At 36.8% G+C, this 18,484-nt stretch carries 19 protein-coding genes; 1 reads left to right on the top strand and 18 read right to left on the bottom strand.

Translation table 11 applies throughout. The features are described 5' to 3' along the window. From nuoL to aspS, 16 genes are all read right to left on the bottom strand, one after another. Positions 1-1,887: an NADH-quinone oxidoreductase subunit L gene (gene nuoL, locus SBO79_RS02285; RefSeq protein WP_318641479.1), complete on the bottom strand. Its 1,887-nt coding sequence runs from the start codon at positions 1,885-1,887 to the stop codon at positions 1-3. Between the two features lie 6 nt (positions 1,888-1,893). Beyond that, positions 1,894-2,214, bottom strand: coding sequence for an NADH-quinone oxidoreductase subunit NuoK (gene nuoK, locus SBO79_RS02280; RefSeq protein WP_318641478.1), 321 nt, complete (start codon positions 2,212-2,214; stop codon positions 1,894-1,896). After that, positions 2,214-2,720 carry an NADH-quinone oxidoreductase subunit J family protein gene (locus SBO79_RS02275; RefSeq protein WP_318641477.1) on the bottom strand — a complete coding sequence of 169 codons (507 nt, stop codon included), beginning with the start codon at positions 2,718-2,720 and terminating at the stop codon, positions 2,214-2,216. The genes nuoK and SBO79_RS02275 overlap by 1 nt, the downstream gene beginning before the upstream one ends. Positions 2,721-2,723: 3 nt before the next feature. After that, positions 2,724-3,263, bottom strand: coding sequence for a NuoI/complex I 23 kDa subunit family protein (locus SBO79_RS02270; protein ID WP_318641475.1), 540 nt, complete (start codon positions 3,261-3,263; stop codon positions 2,724-2,726). A gap of 123 nt (positions 3,264-3,386) precedes the next feature. Continuing rightward, on the bottom strand, positions 3,387-4,418 hold the full coding sequence (nuoH, locus tag SBO79_RS02265; RefSeq protein ID WP_318641473.1) for an NADH-quinone oxidoreductase subunit NuoH: 1,032 nt from the start codon (positions 4,416-4,418) through the stop codon (positions 3,387-3,389). A 4-nt stretch (positions 4,419-4,422) separates the two neighbouring features. After that, positions 4,423-5,460 carry an NADH-quinone oxidoreductase subunit G gene (locus SBO79_RS02260; RefSeq protein WP_318641471.1) on the bottom strand — a complete coding sequence of 346 codons (1,038 nt, stop codon included), beginning with the start codon at positions 5,458-5,460 and terminating at the stop codon, positions 4,423-4,425. 112 nt (positions 5,461-5,572) lie between these two features. Beyond that, entirely contained in the window at positions 5,573-6,940 is a 1,368-nt protein-coding gene (nuoF, locus tag SBO79_RS02255; protein WP_318641469.1) for an NADH-quinone oxidoreductase subunit NuoF, read from the bottom strand. Position 6,941: 1 nt separating this feature from the next. Further along, positions 6,942-7,469, bottom strand: a complete 528-nt coding sequence (locus SBO79_RS02250) for an NADH-quinone oxidoreductase subunit NuoE family protein (protein ID WP_318641467.1) — start codon at positions 7,467-7,469, stop codon at positions 6,942-6,944. A 76-nt stretch (positions 7,470-7,545) separates the two neighbouring features. Further along, positions 7,546-8,781, bottom strand: coding sequence for an NADH-quinone oxidoreductase subunit D (locus SBO79_RS02245; protein WP_318641465.1), 1,236 nt, complete (start codon positions 8,779-8,781; stop codon positions 7,546-7,548). A 9-nt stretch (positions 8,782-8,790) separates the two neighbouring features. Continuing rightward, positions 8,791-9,345 carry an NADH-quinone oxidoreductase subunit C gene (locus SBO79_RS02240; RefSeq protein WP_318641463.1) on the bottom strand — a complete coding sequence of 185 codons (555 nt, stop codon included), beginning with the start codon at positions 9,343-9,345 and terminating at the stop codon, positions 8,791-8,793. After that, a complete protein-coding gene (locus SBO79_RS02235) occupies positions 9,345-9,893 on the bottom strand; it encodes an NADH-quinone oxidoreductase subunit B (RefSeq protein WP_318641461.1) in 549 nt (182 codons plus the stop codon). The genes SBO79_RS02240 and SBO79_RS02235 overlap by 1 nt, the downstream gene beginning before the upstream one ends. A gap of 96 nt (positions 9,894-9,989) precedes the next feature. Continuing rightward, positions 9,990-10,355: an NADH-quinone oxidoreductase subunit A gene (locus SBO79_RS02230; RefSeq protein WP_318641459.1), complete on the bottom strand. Its 366-nt coding sequence runs from the start codon at positions 10,353-10,355 to the stop codon at positions 9,990-9,992. Between the two features lie 217 nt (positions 10,356-10,572). After that, positions 10,573-10,773 (bottom strand): cold-shock protein, encoded by a 201-nt coding sequence (locus SBO79_RS02225; RefSeq protein WP_026704702.1) that lies wholly within the window; start codon positions 10,771-10,773, stop codon positions 10,573-10,575. Between the two features lie 768 nt (positions 10,774-11,541). Then, complete coding sequence (locus tag SBO79_RS02220) at positions 11,542-11,931, bottom strand: NTF2 fold immunity protein (RefSeq protein WP_318641455.1); 390 nt, start codon at positions 11,929-11,931, stop codon at positions 11,542-11,544. 166 nt (positions 11,932-12,097) lie between these two features. After that, complete coding sequence (locus SBO79_RS02215; RefSeq protein WP_318641453.1) at positions 12,098-12,844, bottom strand: hypothetical protein; 747 nt, start codon at positions 12,842-12,844, stop codon at positions 12,098-12,100. A gap of 343 nt (positions 12,845-13,187) precedes the next feature. Continuing rightward, positions 13,188-14,939, bottom strand: coding sequence for an aspartate--tRNA ligase (gene aspS / locus SBO79_RS02210; RefSeq protein WP_318641451.1), 1,752 nt, complete (start codon positions 14,937-14,939; stop codon positions 13,188-13,190). Between the two features lie 197 nt (positions 14,940-15,136). Here aspS and SBO79_RS02205 point away from each other — a divergent pair, with 197 nt between their 5' ends. Further along, positions 15,137-16,123, top strand: coding sequence for a TlpA family protein disulfide reductase (locus tag SBO79_RS02205; RefSeq protein WP_318641449.1), 987 nt, complete (start codon positions 15,137-15,139; stop codon positions 16,121-16,123). A 706-nt stretch (positions 16,124-16,829) separates the two neighbouring features. Here the strand turns inward: SBO79_RS02205 and SBO79_RS02200 are convergent. Together SBO79_RS02200 and SBO79_RS02195 are read right to left on the bottom strand one after the other, a co-directional pair. Beyond that, positions 16,830-17,333, bottom strand: a complete 504-nt coding sequence (locus tag SBO79_RS02200; RefSeq protein WP_318641447.1) for a GNAT family N-acetyltransferase — start codon at positions 17,331-17,333, stop codon at positions 16,830-16,832. Then, complete coding sequence (locus SBO79_RS02195) at positions 17,330-17,623, bottom strand: type II toxin-antitoxin system TacA family antitoxin (protein ID WP_318641445.1); 294 nt, start codon at positions 17,621-17,623, stop codon at positions 17,330-17,332. Before SBO79_RS02195 ends, SBO79_RS02200 begins: the two co-directional genes overlap by 4 nt. Positions 17,624-18,484 lie beyond the last annotated feature (861 nt).

Below are 18,484 nucleotides of genomic sequence, written 5' to 3'. Positions count from 1 at the left end.
TTATTGTCCTAAGAATAAGTAGATTAAAATAGCGCTGATGCCGAATACAAAAGCAAGAAGGTACAGACCAATATTTCCGTTTTGTACAAGACGTCCCTGAGCCGAAATTCCGTTTACAACTTTACCGAAACCGAAAACAATTGCGCCCAATGCCGGCTCTAGCATATCTCTAAAGAAAGTAGAAAGTGCGTTGATTGGTGTAATTATTATAGCGTTGTAAATTTCGTCAACGTAAAGTTTGTTGTAAAGAACATTGGCAAAACCTGTAATCTGCGCATCTTCTGCAGGAACTTGTTTGTTTTTCATATACATCGAATATGCGATTCCAATACCGATAAGTCCACCGATAATTGCAACGCCCATTAAGATATATTCTGTTGTTCCTAATACATGTGCTTCTGCGCCTGTACGAGAAATAATCGGAGCAAGATAGTCGTTCAGCCAACTGTTACCAGGAAGCGAAATAAGTCCACCAACTGTTGCTAAGAATGCAAGTACGATAAGTGGAATCGTCATTGTAGCTGGACTTTCGTGAAGGTGCTTTTCTTGTTCTGCCGTTCCGCGGAAGTCGTTAAAGAAAGTAAGGAAAACCAACCTGAACATATAGAAAGCGGTCATCACCGAAGCGATAGAAGCTACTGCCCATAATGGAATATTCTGGTGGAAAGCTACTAGTAAGATTTCATCTTTAGAAAAGAAACCTGAGAATATCGGAATTCCAGATATTGCAAGAGCTGCAATAATGAAAGTGATATAAGTAGTTTTCATATATTTTTTAAGTCCACCCATCTTGCGCATATCTTGTTCACCACCCATCGAGTGAATAACTGATCCTGAACCCAAGAATAAACAAGCTTTAAAGAATGCGTGTGTAATTACGTGGAAAATAGCAACTTCATAAGCGCCAAGTCCAAGTGCCAAAAACATTAATCCCAATTGAGATACCGTTGAGTAAGCAAGAACTTTCTTAATGTCATTTTGCACAAGCGCTATACTCGCAGCTACAAGAGCCGTAAGTGCACCAATGATTGCAATGATATTTAGAATTTGTGGAGCAAGATCAAATAGGAAATGCATTCTGCTGATCATAAAGATTCCCGCAGTTACCATCGTCGCTGCGTGTATAAGAGCTGATACTGGAGTTGGTCCCGCCATCGCGTCTGGCAACCAAGTATAAAGTGGAATTTGAGCACTTTTTCCTGATGCTGCAATGAATAATGCTAGAGCAGCAGCAGCAATCCAATATGCCGAAGCAGTTGATCCGCTAGCAAGTATAATTTCTTTCAATTCAAGGAAATTCACCGTTCCAAACAAGGTTAGAATAATAAATACTCCAGCAAGGAAACCTAAATCTCCAATTCTGTTCATAATAAACGCCTTTTTTGCCGCGTCATTAAAGTCTTGATTTTTATGCCAGAATCCAATAAGTAAGTATGAACAAAGTCCAACGCCTTCCCATCCGATAAACATTACAACAAGATTATTTCCTGCTACAAGTGTGATCATAAATAGAACGAACAAATTTAGATACGCAAAATATTGTGACATATTTTTGTCATCGTGCATATATCCAATAGAGTATAAGTGGATAAGAGCACCTATTCCGGTTACGAACATCAGCCATAATAATGAAAGCTGATCTAACAGAAATCCGAAGTCAATTGTAAAAGTTGAAAAGTTAATCCATTCAAAGAACGAAACTTCAATTGCTTGCTTGGTATCCAAAACTTGCAAAAACAAGATAAGGGTTGCCACAAATGAAACCGATACTGCAAGCGTTCCTACAGCGCCCGAAATTGTTTTTCCAGCTGCTTTTCCAAAGAATATGTTGAAGAGAAATCCGGCGAGTGGAGCCAGTAATAAAGTTAATAGTAAGCTTGTTTCCATCGCGCGTTATCCTTTTAAATTTTTTAATTTATCAACATCAATCGAATGTAGATTTCGATATATTGATACTAATATCGCCAGTCCTACTGCTACTTCTGCTGCAGCAACAGCCATCGAGAAGAAAACAAAAACCTGTCCTTCGGCATCTTGATGATAGGTTGAAAATGCTACAAATAGCAAGTTCACCGCATTAAGCATAATTTCTATAGACATAAACATTATGATGGCATTGCGGCGATAAAGCACTCCAAAAACACCAATACAAAATAAAATTGTAGACAGATAAATGTAGTTCTGAATTCCTATTGCTTGTAAAATATTTTCCATTATACTGTAGCTTTTTCTTTTTTAGACAATAAAACTGCACCTATCATTGATACTAATAGTAGCACAGAAGCAAACTCAAAAGGCAACATATATTCGTTTAGCAATACTTGTCCTAGTACTTTGATTGATTGATAATCCTGTCCCGAAATATCGTATTCTGTAATTACCGGTTGCGCTTTCATAAATACGGCAAGCATTACAAAACATAATAGGCAGAAGGAAATTACCGCTGCAATTTTGGATAATGACGACTTATGAGGTTCATCTTCCTTGTTGAGATTCATAAGCATAATGGTAAATAGGAACAAAATCATGATCGCCCCCGAATACACTATAATATGCACTACCGCTAGAAACTGCGCATTAAACATTAGGTAATGTCCAGCAATCGAAAAGAAACTAATCACCAAGTAAATGGCGCTGTGAATTGGATTTTTACTAATGATAGTCAGCAATGCTGTACCCAAAGTAACTGCCGATAGAATGTAAAAAATAATTAAAATCATATCTTATGCTTTTTTCTTTGTGTTAGAAATTGCTTCATCAAGTGGCATTACCAACTTCTCTTTGCCGTAAATAAAATCTTCACGATCATATTCTGAAGCAACTAATTTTTTAGATTTTGTAAGATAAATTGCCTCTTTTGGACAAGCTTCTTCACACAATCCGCAGAAAATACAACGAAGCATATTAATCTCATAGATCGATGCATATTTCTCCTCACGGTACAAATGTTTTTCGTCTGCTTTGCGCTCAGATGCCACCATTGTTATGGCTTCTGCTGGACATGAAAGTGCACAAAGTCCGCAGGCAGTACAGCGTTCGCGACCTTCATCATCACGCATTAGCATGTGTTGACCGCGGTAAACTGGACTAAATTCTCTTGTCTCTTCAGGATATTTTATGGTCACTTTTCTAGTAAAAAGGTGCTTCAAAGTAGTCCATAATCCTTTAAGGATCGCAATCAAATACATACGCTCCCAAAAAGTCATCTCCTTATTGGAAACCACTTTTTTACGGCCTGATAATGATATAGTTTCTATTGACATTTTATTTTTTATTTTTTTTTGGAGCTATTTCCCGCTATCCGTTCCAATCTTTTATGTTTTTTAAAAGAAAAAACATAAAAGGATTTCACTGCTATCGGGGCTAGGGCACTCCGTCATTTAAGATTATTCAAATAATAGAATCACAAGTCCTGTTATCATAATATTGAAGATCGAAAGCGGAATCAATATCTTCCAACCTAAGTTCATCAATTGGTCATATCTAAAACGTGGTATCGTCCAACGAACCCACATATAAAAGAATATAAACGCACATATTTTTACAAATAGAACAAGCATTCCTATAACGTTCGCGATATTAATTCCCCAATTTTCAACCGCCCATGACATTCCAGGATAATTGTATCCTCCAAAATATAGTACGGCTAGAATTGTAGCAGAGATAAACATATTGGCATACTCAGCAAATAGGTAGAATCCCATTTTCATCGATGAATATTCAGTATGATAACCACCTACAAGCTCTGTCTCACATTCGGCAAGGTCAAAAGGTGTTCTATTGGTTTCTGCAAACGAACAAATTAAGAAAATCAAGAACGATAGTGGTTGGTAAAAAACATTCCAATTCATTCCAGACTGCTGATAGGATATTTCGCGTAAGCTCAAAGTACCTGTCATCATCAATAGTGCAATAATCGAAAGACCCATTGCAACTTCATAAGAAATCATTTGCGACGATGCACGAACAGCTCCCATAAGTGAAAACTTATTGTTTGAGGCCCATCCACCAATCATAATTCCGTAAACACCAACAGATAATATTGCAATAATATAAAGTAGCGCATTATCAATATCCGCTGCTTGCAAGATAATATCTCGACCAAATAGATGCAGTCTATCTCCCCACGGAATCACAGCACTTGTCATCAAAGCGGTGCTCATCGCAATTGCTGGACCTACAATAAATAGAAATTTATTCGGCGTATTTGGAGAAAACTCCTCTTTCGAGAAAAGTTTTAATCCATCTGCCAATGGCTGCAAAAGTCCCCAAGCTCCCGCTCGGTTAGGACCAATTCTATCCTGTAGGAAAGCCGCAACTTTACGCTCAGCCCAGGTAGAGTACATCGCCATAATCATTGTCAAGGCAAATACCGCGACGATTATAACACTCTTTTCAATTATAATTGTACTATCCATCTATTTATTTATCTAATTCTTTACCCTCAACAGTTTCATTATATCCAACCATCGGCATACTCAGTTTGATTCTATCCTGATCACGACCAAGTAAAATATTCTTCTCAGTATTGATATTAACTGTATCCAATTTCTGAGTATAATTATTCTGATTGATAACAGAGAATTTTTCGAATTCACGTGGTCCCTCAATTGTCCAATCGCTCAATTCTTTATGGTCAAATCTACAGCCGTTGCAAATAAAATCTGCCACTTCGTGAAACTCATCTTTTCTACCTGTAACTCGTTGGATTTCCTCTCCAAACATCCAAACCGTAGTTTTTCCGCTGCAAGTAGGGCAATCTCTGTGAGCATTATAAGGTTTGTTAAACCAAACTCTAGATTTGAATCTAAAAGTTTTGTCGGTCAAAGCTCCAACTGGACAAACATCAATCATATTTCCAGAGAACTCATTATCAATTGCTTTTGAAATACAAGTCGAAATATTTGAATGATCACCCCGATCCATAACTCCGTGAACTCGATTGTCTGTAAGTTGATCTGCAACCATCACACAACGGTAGCACAAAATACATCTGTTCATATGAAGTTGAATTTTATCGCCAATATCTTCTGGCTCAAAAGTTCTTTTCTCTTCAATGAAACGAGATTGCGATTTTCCGTGTTTGAAACTTAAATTCTGCAAATCACATTCTCCTGCTTGATCGCATACTGGGCAATCTAGTGGGTGATTAATTAGCAAAAATTCAGTTACAGATTTACGTGCGTCCGTCACTCTTTCAGATGCTGCACTATTAACTTCCATCCCGTCTTGGCAACCTGTTACACAAGAAGCCATCAATTTTGGCATCGGTCTTGGATCTGCTTCACTACCTTTTGCAACTTCTACAAGACAACAGCGACATTTACCACCACTACCTTCCAACTTGGAATAATAGCACATAGCGGGAGGGACAACTTCGCCTCCTATCATACGCGCAGCCTGCAGAATCGTCGTTCCTGGTTCTACTTCAATTGTTTGACCGTCAATTGTTACTTTCATAACTATATTTTTTTAAAGCTTCAAAAGTGTTTCAACTTTTTCGCAGGATAATCTGCCGAAACTTCTTAGTATTATTTTAGATTTTGTAATCCTGTATCTATTTGGCGAAAGCCTAAACTGTCTGCTTCTGTAATAAATGACGCACTTTTTCAAAAGGCTCATCTACGAAGTGTGCTCTGTTTTTCACTTTCTCCGGGAATCTCACGTGGTATTCAAATTCATCTCTAAAGTGTCTAATCGCAGCCGCCACTGGCCAAGCCGCAGCATCTCCAAGAGGACAAATTGTGTTTCCTTCAATTTTACGCTGTATATCCCAAAGCAAATCAATGTCTTCTTCGCGACCGTATCCATTTTCGATACGATTCAACACTTTTTCTAGCCAACCTGTACCTTCACGGCAAGGAGAACATTGTCCACAACTTTCGTGGTGGTAGAAACGTGCAAAATTCCAAGTATTTCGAACGATACAAGCGGTGTCATTATAAACGATAAATCCACCAGATCCTAACATAGACCCTGTTTCAAAACCACCATCACTTAGAGATTCATAAGACATCAATCGGTCTTCACCAGCTGCTGTTTTGTAAATCAAGTTATGAGGAATAATTGGCACAGAAGATCCACCAGGAACCAATGCTTTTAACGGACGATCATCAATCATTCCTCCGCAGTACTCGTCAGAATTCATAAATTCGTAAACGCTTACTCCTAATTCAATTTCGTAAACTCCAGGTTTTTTGATATGTCCCGAAGCTGATATTAATTTTGTCCCTGTCGAACGTCCGATTCCAATTTTTGCATAATCATCACCAGAATTATTGATAATCCAAGGCACAGATGCAATAGTTTCGACGTTATTTACCACGGTTGGATTCTGCCAAAGTCCTGATACTGCTGGGAAAGGTGGCTTGATACGAGGATTTCCACGTTTGCCTTCTAGAGATTCTAGCAAAGCTGTTTCTTCTCCACAAATATAAGCTCCTGCACCGCAATGAACGTAAAGTTCCAAATCGTAACCACTTCCAAGAATATTTTTTCCTAACCATCCTGCAGCTTTTGCCTCAGCAATTGCGCGCTCAAGGATTTTGTAAACCCACATATATTCTCCACGAATGTAGATATATGAAAGGTGTGCTCCCAAAGCAAAACTTGATGTAATCATTCCCTCAATCAATAGGTGAGGAATGTACTCCATCAAATACCTATCTTTGAAAGTTCCAGGCTCAGATTCATCGGCGTTGCAAACTAAGTGACGAGGCTTTCCTGATTTTTTATCAATAAAACTCCATTTTAATCCAGCCGGGAAACCTGCACCACCACGACCTCTAAGTCCTGATTTCTTTACTTCTTCAACAACATTATCTGCACCCATATCGTTGATAGCTTTTTCAACAGAGGCGTAACCACCATTCTGTCTATAAACCTCGTACGATTTTATTCCAGGTACATTAATCTTATCTAATAATATTTTTTTTGACATCTTATTTATCTAACAATATTATTTTATCATTTTTACAATCATCAATAAGCTGATCGATTTTTTCTTTGGTCAAGTGCTCTTTGTAGAAATCACCCAACTGCATCATCGGCGCATAGCCACAAGCTCCAAGACATTCAACACCTTTTACGGTAAAAAGTCCATCCGCAGTAGTTTCGCCAACTTCAACTCCTAGCTTTTCGCAAGTATAATCCATAAGATCTTCAACTCCGCGAAGGCAACAAGGCGATGTTTTGCAAAATTCAAACATATATTTTCCTTGAGGAGATCTGTTGTACATTGAGTAAAACGACACAACCTCATAAACTTCAATCGGTTTAATGCTCAGAATCTCGGCAACTTTGTCCATCAATTCAATGCTCAACCAGTTGTCGTGTGCATCTTGTACTTCGTGAAGCACAGGTAGCAAAGCCGACTTTTTCTTATCTTCAGGATAACGACTTAGCAATTCATTGATGCGGTTCATCAATGTTTCACTCATATTCAAATTCTGTTTATATGCAGTTTCCATTTTGTATTGTGTTGTTTTTTTTGAATTCGAAAAAAGTTTTGGCTTTCGCCGAATTAAAAAAAGGTCATTTTTGAATTTAAGCGTCCAGTTCTCCAGCGATTACGTTCAGACTCGAAAGAATTACAATCGCATCCGAAAGCATCGATCCTTTGATCATATCAGGATAAGCTTGATAAAATATAAAGCAAGGTCTTCTGAATTTCAATCTGTATGGAGTACGACTTCCATCAGTGTGCAGGTAAAAACCAAGTTCACCATTTCCACCTTCTACCGCCTGATATACTTCGGTTACTGGAACAGGAATTTCTCCCATTACAATCTTGAAGTGGTAGATTAATGCTTCCATATCATTATATACATCCTCTTTTGGAGGCAGATAATAATCAGGAACATCCGCGTGGTAAGGTCCTTCTGGTAATTTGTCAAGAGCTTGTCTAATAATTTTTAAACTTTCCCAAACTTCAGCGTTACGAACGCAAAAACGATCATACGTATCTCCCGATTGTCCTACCGGAACGATAAAATCAAAATCTTCGTAAGAACTATAAGGTTCATTTACACGTACATCGTAGTCAACACCACAAGCACGTAAATTTGGACCAGTAAATCCGTAACCAATTGCTTGCTCAGCAGATATTGCTCCTACGTTTACCGTACGATCAATAAAGATTCTATTTCGAACAAAAAGACTTTCAAACTCTTCCCAAGCAACTGGAAATTCTTCTAAGAAAATCTCTAGTTTTCTGAAAGCTTCATCACTCCACTCTCTTTCAAATCCGCCCATTCTTCCCATATTCGTGGTAAGTCTAGCGCCACAAATTTCTTCGTAGATTTCGTATATTTTCTCTCTAAATTGGAAAACGTACAAGAAACCTGTAAAGGCTCCTGTATCAACTCCCAAAATTGAGTTGCAAATAATATGATCGGCAATTCTAGCAAGCTCCATTACAATTACTCGTAGGTATTGCGCTCTTTTTGGAACTTCAATTCCCAATGCTTTTTCAACCGTCAACCACCAACCCATATTATTAATAGGAGCAGAACAGTAATTCATTCGGTCTGTAAGCGGGGTAATTTGATAAAACGGTCTATTCTCAGCGATTTTTTCAAATGCGCGGTGAATATATCCAATTGTTGGTTCGGCTTCGAGAATTCTCTCACCATCCATCAATAATATATTTTGGAAAATTCCGTGGGTTGCTGGGTGTGTCGGACCTAAATTTAGAATAGAAAGTTCGTTTCCTTCTTCATTACGTTTCTGACGAATTATTTCAGCATATCTGTGCTCGGGTGGTAAAAGTAATCCTGACATAATGTGAAATTAAATTTTGTTGATTGTAGACTGATCGTCTAACGGTCGGTTTTCTCTAGTACGGCCAAAGAAACGGTCATCCTTGTCTGTACGTCCTTGATCTTCCAAAGGAAATTCTTTACGCATAGGGAAAGAAGTCATCTCATCCATATTCAAAATTCGCTTCAATTGTGGATGCCCAATAAAGTTGATTCCGTAAAAATCATAAGCTTCGCGCTCCATCCAATTTGAACAAGCGAAAATATTCGAAATCGTTTTTAAGTCTGGCTTCTCTTGGTTGAAGTACGTTTTGATTAAAACACGTTTGTTATCAATCCAGTTGTGCATGTGATACACAACGCAATAAGTCCTTTCGTCTTCATTTTTTGGATAGTGAATTCCACACATATCGGTCAAAAAATTGAACTTCAAGATTGGGTCATTTTTCAAAAACAGAATAACCGCCTGATTGATTTCAGCGGTTATTTCGAATGTAAAAATATCTTTATCTGTTTCAAAGTTAAAAACATCGTTGCCAAAAGTAGCTACGAGTTTCTCTTGAATAATATTATTTTCTAAAGCCATTATTTGATATTATAAGAGGCTAATAATTCCTGATATTCAGGCGAACTTCTTCTGCGTACTGACTCGCTTCTCACCAAATCTTGAAGGCGTAAAACACCATCTAAAATTTGCTCAGGTCGAGGTGGACATCCAGGAACGTAAACATCTACAGGAATCACTTTGTCAATACCTTGCAGCACCGAGTAAGTATCAAAAATTCCTCCTGAAGTGGCACAAGCTCCAACCGCGATAACCCATCTAGGCTCAGCCATTTGCTCGTAAACTTGACGAAGAACAGGTCCCATTTTTTTAGCGATTGTTCCCATTACTAGCAACATATCAGCTTGACGTGGAGAGAAACTCATTCGCTCAGATCCAAAACGTGCAATATCGTAGTGAGAAGCCATCGTTGCCATAAATTCAATTCCGCAGCAAGAAGTAGCGAAAGGTAAAGGCCAAAGCGAATTTGCTCTTGCCATACCAACTACATCGCTTAATTTTGTAGCAAAAAACCCTTCGCCGGTATAGCCTTCGGGTGCATCTACTATATTTATTTTTTGATCGCTCATAATTTTTGTTTTTGCAGACCTTAACTATCCATTGGAAGTTTAGATCATTTTTTCAAATAAATCAGAAAACTATTTTAGACTTTTTCGAAAATTATATTATTCCCATTCTAAAGCTTTCTTCTTTAAGATGTAGAAGAAGCCAATTAAGAGCAGTACCATAAAAACAGACATTTTGATAAGACCTTCCATTCCCATTTCGCGGAAATTCACAGCCCAAGGGTATAGAAATATCACCTCTATATCAAAAAGCACAAATAAGATAGCTACTAGAAAGTATTTTACAGAGAATGGAACACGTGCGTTTCCTACCGATTCGATACCACACTCAAAGTTTCGGTCCTTGTTTCGGGACTTACGTGATGGACCTAATAAGCCAGAAATAATGATGGTTGTCACTACAAATCCAACTGCAAGTAAAAATTGCATTAAAATTGGAATATAATCCGCCTGAGTTGTTTGCATTATCGTAAAATTTTCAAAAATTGTTTAGGCACAAATATACATTTGTATAATTTAATATACAATCCAAATAGAGAATGCATGGAGTAGCACAGACGATTGCGGGTAATTTTTACTGAGTATAAATAAGGAGGGAAATATTTAACACTATTGTACAAAAAAAGCGCCTCAATTGCTTGAGGCGCTTTCCTAAATCTTAGGTAACAAAAATATATATATTTTAGTCTTCCAAGGCAACTACCTGAGCAGCAACTTTACCTTTTCTTCCCTCTTCTTCTTCATAGCTAACTCTGTCACCTTCTCTAAGCTCTTCAGCTCTGATTCCTGAAGCGTGAACAAAAATGTCTTTTCCTGTTTCTTCGTCTGTGATGAATCCGTAACCTTTTGACTCATTGAAAAATTTAACTGTACCTGTACGCATTGTAATAGTAATAATAATTTATAATCCAGCAAATGTAGACTATAATATAATATGTCAACGCGTTTTTTAAAAAAATATTTAAAAATATTTTCAGCTCAAGTCAAAGAACCCATATTTTTAAAGCGCTGACACTGATATTCTTATAAAACTTCATTTTAAAAATGCGAAAATTTATTTCAATAGATAGGAAAATACCTATTTTCTAATTAACATTTCGAAGCTTAGAGTAGAGCTACTCTAGAATTATGAATCGAATTTAAAGCGTATGACGCATAGTTTTTGAATCGAAAGTAAGTTGGAATTTTTATCAGAGAAGTTATTAAAGCTTTTCAATATTTTTCAAAACAGAAATTGCTCTCTCTTTTGTGGTGGCCAGATCTGAAGGTTTCATTTTTTTTAAATATTCTTTCTTGTCATCTAAAAAACACGACTAGATTCTAATGAGTGGTTGCAATCATTTTATTACCCAAAACTTCGCCCGTACTCCATTGCGCAATTTCGTGATCTTTTGGAGCTATTCGCGCTATTTACTTCAATTCCTCGTTGCAAGGCTTATTTTCCTAAAGCCCAGAAGGAGCTTCCGTTGGTCGCTCTTCTGGTCCTGGAAACAATAGCCTTGCTGCCTGCGTGATTTCCGCTACTATCACGGCTGTGGGATTGGGTATCAAATTAAGCAAAATGTAATCTTAACAATGAGAAATATCAAATCCAGTATAAAAGCGAATCAGATAAATGAGTCTATTTACCGAGAAGTGAAGCGATATAAAACTATTTACCGTGAGTAATTTTAATCACTTTAGAGTTCCGAGCATCAATGATTATCAAGAAGGTTCCACCATCTTTATTTGTTGGAAGTGTTCCATTTATAATCCAATGATTGTCGATTAGGAATATTTCGTAAGGTTTTTGTTTTTCTATGCTTTTTTTGCTGTAAAGTTCAAATAGCATTGTTTCAGCAACAGCTATTGCCGTCAAACTATCTTTAATGATTAATCTTTTGTCATCAATTAGATTATGCTGAACTTGATTACTTAACGCATATTTTAATTCCATCGTCGCTCGTAATTTTTGTTCAGAATTGTTATTGTTGCTTTGGGCTGCAATGGAAAAAGTCGATAGTAATATTAAAATTATGGAAAGGCATTTGAGAGTTTTCATCTATTTGCAAAATTGATTTTAGTACGAATCAGAATTGTGGTTTTTTAATTTAATTAAGTCTATCTGAAATTTATGATCTATTAATATAAATGTTATACGCTATAATTTTAATATAATTAAATGATTTCTTTTCTCAGGGAAGACTACTTAAAATCCTTTATTTTTATTACTTCTTTATTAGATTTAAATAATATTTTAAAAGTTGATTATAGTCATTATCAATAATAGAGAATGATCGCTTTTCAAGTAAATCTGTTTCCGTCTCTTTTATTTGCGATGGATAAATAGGCAAGTAATCTTTGAACTTGTATACAAATATATTAATCTGCGAATGTTCATACTCGTTCTCCAAAATATAGATTTTTTCAACATTTCTGTCGTGTATATGCATTATAGAAGGAAAATTTAATGTAAATATTTTAGTACTTGAAATAAAAAGCGTTGTGATGTCTAAAAAATCTTCAACATCTTCCCTGCTCGGTTTTACAAACTGGTGTTCAAGCAGATTTCTTTGTTTGTTTATTTTTCTAAGAATGTTAGGCGCTATAATTCCTAAGTCGTTAATCAACTCTACTTTTTTAGGAAAACTCCAAAACTTTTTTTGAGAGAGATTATAGTATCCAAGCAGTATTAATATTGAGTCCAACTGACAATCTAAAGCTCGTTTTGCGTTTGATAATGCGTTTATAGTATTATGTGAATAGTCATTCGCCAAATCAGTTTCCGCATATGTGATGAATTCCTGTGGAGATATGTCAAAATTAGTTTTGATAGAGTCAAGTGTTGATAACGCCAAAATTGCACTTTCGGAATTAAGTTCTACTATTGTTTGATTTATCACAGTCCTATATGATTTGTAAATTTTATTATTCAAAATTGAAATATAAATAAAATTAATTAGTATTTCCTTCATCTAATGAGTTTTTGCAAATACTCCACCAATTTACCTCACACCAACCTCAATAAAAACTTCAATCTTACCTCAATCCCCGCGAGAGGGATTACAATGGACCCGAGCAAAGCGAACTGGCGTAGCAAATCCTTTCTTGTGGCTTTGCAGAGCAAAAGCTACAAGAAAGATTGGGAACGGAAAGCCCGACCTGAGCCAGATTACTGCTTCTATTTTGCATAGTCGTTCTGGCGAAGGGCTCGCCCAAAAAATCATTATTTCGATCTAAAAAGAAAAAGCAGAACCAAAAATGAATTTGATTCTGCTCTTTATAAGTATGTCGCTATTGCTTCGACTATATCACATTTTATTTTGCGGTAACCGCAATCGATAATTCGGCTAATTGCTTGTCGTCAATCGTAGCTGGCGCATCGATCATTACATCGCGGCCTGAATTGTTTTTTGGGAAAGCAATGAAGTCACGGATGGTTTCCTGGCCGCCCAAAATGGCAACCAATCTGTCCAAACCAAAGGCCAAACCACCGTGAGGAGGCGCGCCATATTGAAATGCGTCCATCAAGAATCCAAACTGATTTTTGGCTTCTTCCTCAGTAAATCCAAGGTATTTGAACATTAATTGCTGAGTCGCTTTGTCGTGAATTCTGATTGAACCACCGCCAATTTCGTTTCCGTTCAAGACCATATCGTAGGCATTTGCACGAACTTTTCCTGGCTCGGTGTCCAAAAGATGCATATCCTCTGGCTTTGGAGAGGTAAAAGGGTGGTGCATTGCGTGGTATCTTCCGCTTTCTTCGTCAAATTCCAATAGTGGGAAATCGACTACCCAAAGTGGTGCGAAAACCTTTGGATCTCTCAATCCTAATCTCGTGGCAAGCTCCATTCGCAACGCTGATAATTGAGTACGAGTTTTGTCCGCTGGTCCAGAAAGTACCATAATCATATCGCCGGCAACCGCGCCCGTAGCTTTCGCCCAAGCCGCAAGATCTTCCTGATCGTAGAATTTATCTACCGAAGATTTATAGGTTCCGTCGTCGTTACATTTCACATAAACCATTCCCGTAGCGCCTACTTGTGGACGTTTGATCCACTCGATAAGTGCATCGATTTCCTTACGGGTATAAATTCCTGCTTTTGGAACTGCGATTCCCACAACTAATTCGGCAGCATTGAAAACTGGGAATTCTTTGTGTTGTGCAATTTCATTTAACTCGGCAAATTTCATATCAAAACGAATATCTGGCTTGTCGTTTCCGTAAGTTTTCATCGCGTAATCGTAGGTAATACGAGGGAATTTCTCCACTTCGACACCATTGATTTCAAGAAGTAAATGTCTGGTAAGTCCTTCAAAAATATTCAGAATATCTTCTTGGTCTACAAAAGCCATTTCGCAGTCAATTTGAGTAAATTCAGGCTGTCTGTCTGCGCGAAGATCTTCGTCACGAAAACATTTCACGATTTGGAAATATTTGTCCATTCCACCAACCATCAATAATTGTTTGAAAGTTTGTGGCGATTGTGGCAACGCGTAAAATTGTCCTGCATTCATACGTGAAGGCACCACGAAGTCGCGAGCACCTTCGGGTGTTGACTTAATTAAGTAAGGAGTTTCAACCTCACAGAAATCTAAATCTGATAAGTATTTGCGAACTTCCATTGCTACTTTATGACGGAAAAGAAGGCTGTTTTTTACAGGATTTCGTCGGATGTCCAAGTAACGGAATTTCATTCGGATGTCTTCGCCACCATCAGTTTCGTCCTCAATTGTAAAAGGAGGCGTGATTGATGCGTTGAGTATAGTAAGTTTTGTAACTAGAATTTCAATTTCTCCAGTTGGAATATTTTTGTTTTTGGCTTCACGCTCAATTACGGTTCCAGTTGCCTGAATTACAAATTCACGGCCTAGCGTTTTAGCAAGTTCAAAAACCGATTTTTCTGTACGACTTTCGTCGAAAATCAGTTGCGTAATACCGTATCTGTCACGTAAATCTACCCAATTCATAAATCCTTTGTCGCGCGATTTCTGAACCCATCCGGCAAGTGTAACTTCTGTATTGATATGCGTAGCGTTCAGCTCTCCGCAATTATGACTTCTGTACATAGGAAAAATTTTTAAGTTGCAAAAATATGGATTAGTTTGATGTTTGGATAACTTTTGAAGCTTTAAAGTTGAAAGATTTTAGTTCGAAAGCTCTAGATCAGTTTCAAAATACACTAAAATATCTATAAATTATAAGTAGTTGATGTGCTATAGCAGATTATAAATTTTAATTTTACTAAAAATATACAATACTTATTATGAAGAAATTAGTTTTATTACTACTTGTTGGTTGCACAGCAGGTTTCGCGCAAACGGCGACAATGAAATTTAAAGCAGAGATTGCCAACAGAAACAGCGACACCATTTATATACAGTCACAAAGTCTTTTGGAGAAAATCGTTGTGAATAATAAAGGAGTTTTCGAGAAAACTTTTAATGCGCCTAAAGGTGTTTACCAAATGTCTGACGGTGCCGAATACACTCAAATGTTTTTGCAGCCTGGATATGATCTGGTTCTAAAAATGGATGCAAAGAAATTTGATGAGTCGATTATGTACTCTGGAAATGGTTCGAAAGAAAATAATATTCTAGTGAATTTCCTTCGTGCTAATGCTGAACTTGATGCGATGATGGATACAGCAACAAAAGATGATTTTGCTTCTAAACTTGCAAAATCTACCGCTTCGACCGAAGCAGCTTTAACAGCAACTGGAATTGATGCAGAATTTAGCCAGAAACTTGGCGCTTCTGTTAAGCAACAAGCGCAGATGATGCTAATGATGTATGAGCAAAATCAAGTTGTAAAAGCTCTTGTTGGAAAACCAGCACCGGCAACAGCTTTCGAAAACCATAAAGGTGGAACTACAAAACTTTCTGATTTTAAAGGAAAATACGTTTATGTTGATGTTTGGGCAACTTGGTGTGGTCCTTGTCGTGTAGAGATTCCGCATTTGCAAGAAATCGAAAAGAAATACCACGGTAAAAATATCGAATTTGTAAGTATCTCAATTGATGCTAAAAAAGATTACGATAAATGGAAAAATCTGGTAAAAGATAAATCACTTGGTGGCGTTCAGCTTCTTGCTGAAGGCGATTGGAATTCTGAGTTAGTTAAACAATTAGGTATCTCTGGAATTCCACGTTTTATCTTAATTGATCCAAAAGGAAATATTCTTGATCCTAATGCGCCAAGACCTTCAGAGCCGAGATTGGTGCAGGTTTTGGATGGATTATTGAAAGGATAATCCTCACCCCAGCCCATCCTCCCCCCATCCCCCTCCGAAGGAGGGGGAGCTAGAACCTTGGATGATAGACTATTGTAAAGGAGAGGGAGAGTTTGCGTTAAGGAAAGTTTGAAATATAGAATCAGCTGTGGAAGTTTTCTGCAGCTGATTTTTTTTGGCTTTCACCGAATTTATTTTGGATGGCTGATCGTGATCAATCGTAAGCCTTGCGCGCAAACTTGTCATCCTGACGAAGGAAGGATCTCATTAGGGACTAAGTTTTAGCAGTAAAACGGTAAATAATTTTTTATTTCAGATGAAATAGTAACTAAGTACGTTCGCAAACTTGTCATTTCGACCTAAGGGAGACCCGAGCAAAGCGAATTGGCGAAGCAAATCACATAATACAAAGCTTAAGTACTTTTAAAAGAACAATACATTTTATTAAAATTAACAATCGAGTGAAGCACTCGAAGACTTACTTTATGTGATTTCTCCTTCGTCGAAATGACAAATCTTGCGAATATGAATTGAAAAGTTCCAATAAGATTGGGGATAAAAATAAAAGTTGAGAATTACCTTTTTCCGCAAACCATACTCGTAAATTTGTCATCCTAACAAATGAAGGTACGAGCAAAGCGAACTGACGAAGCATCTTAATTAGATACTCAATATCAGTTGTAAAAAGGTAAAAATTCCTTGTCAGCAAAAGGTGTTTTAAAATTGCCTATTCAAATAAAGTCTTAATTGTATTCATCGGTAAAAACATTTTTCCGCTGTCGGGTAATTTTATGAAACCATACTTGTCGTAAAAGTTTTCTGCATCATTATCGATTGGATCAACGATAACTGCAAATGAACCGATGGATTTTGAAATTTCGTAACTACGATTTAATGCATCGACTAAGAGAAGTTTTCCGACTCCTTGCTTTTGAAATCTTTTATCAATTGCTAATCGCCCCAATAAAGTTGTAGGAATAGATTTATAAGAAAAAGGAAGTTTTTTTTGAAATTCTTGCGGAATCAAATCTTGTGTTATGCTATTATTTGCCAAAGTATAAAAACCTTTAATCAAATTTGAAACTTCGTCGTTGAGTACAAAACAAGCGGATAGTTTCCGCTTTATATCTTGACTTGCCTGATTCCGAAAATAATTATCAAGCATATCATTGCCAGAAGAAAATTCTTTTTTTCTGTGGTTTGAATTTAAACTTTCGGTTAAGTATATCATTTGGATAATTGATTATTGTACTCAGATACAGCATCAACCAAGTCTTTATTGGGTTTTGGCGCATTGGTGATTGCATTAAAAAATAGTTCCGCATCTCTTTGAGAAGCGATAACCTGCTCTTTTTGCAATATAATTTCTTTGGCTTTTTCTTGAACAGCCGAAACTACAAAATCGGTTAAATTTCTGTATCCTCCAATAAGTGCAGCTTTTTCAAACATTAATTTTTGCTCTTTACTTAAACGAGTGTCGAATCGTGCTTTTTCTTGTTGATTAGTTTCTTTAGTTGGCATAACTCAAAAATTTTAATTTCAATAAATGTACGGATAAATAGCGTACAATTAATAATTTTTCTATAAAAAAATATTGCGCAAGCGCTTTTCGACTTTGCAAACAAACATTAATGATTTATCATTTTGAACGAGATTCAAAGAATCACATAGTTCAATACTTAAGTACTTTTAAAAGAATAATACATTTTTTAAATTTAACAATTAAGCGAAGCACTCGTAGACTTACTTTATGTAATTTGCTTTGCCAATGTGCAAAAGCTAGGGTCTCCTTAAGTCGAAATGACAAAGCTGGATTGTAGGAGCCAAAAGTTCCAAAAAGCATTAGGTAAAAAATTTAAAGTTCAGTAGCACTGGTTTCTCCATATACCATTTTCGCAAACCACTTCCTCCGAATTGTCATTTCGATCAACTGGAGACCCGAGTAAAGCGAACTGGCGAAGCAAATCACATAGTAAGACTCAAAAAAAGCTCTTAGTTTTTGGATGCAATTTTTTAAAATTAAAATATTTCATAGAGGATTTACAAACTTATATTATGTGATTTCTCCTTCGTCGAAATGACAAATCTTGCGGGTATGAATGGAAAGGTTCCTATACGATTTAAGATTAAACCTGAGGTTAAGTAGCTTATGGTTTTTTCGCAAACTTCGTCCGTAAGACTTATTGGTAAACTTGACATCCTGACGAAAGAAGGATCTCATTATTGCCTCGACGATAGTCGTGAACAGATGAAGTATCCTCAATTATCCAATACACCTTCAACCGAAGCAAACTCAAAAAATCCCCACTTCCTATGAAAAGTTCACTTATAAAAAGTAGACTAATCGTCTTTCAACCCTGATACATTTCGCGAAAGCGTAAA

Source organism: Flavobacterium ardleyense (assembly GCF_033547075.1).
GTDB lineage: Bacteria > Bacteroidota > Bacteroidia > Flavobacteriales > Flavobacteriaceae > Flavobacterium > Flavobacterium ardleyense_A.
The sequence above is the reverse complement of the archived record's forward strand: the minus strand, read 5'-3'. Positions and strand labels throughout refer to the sequence as shown.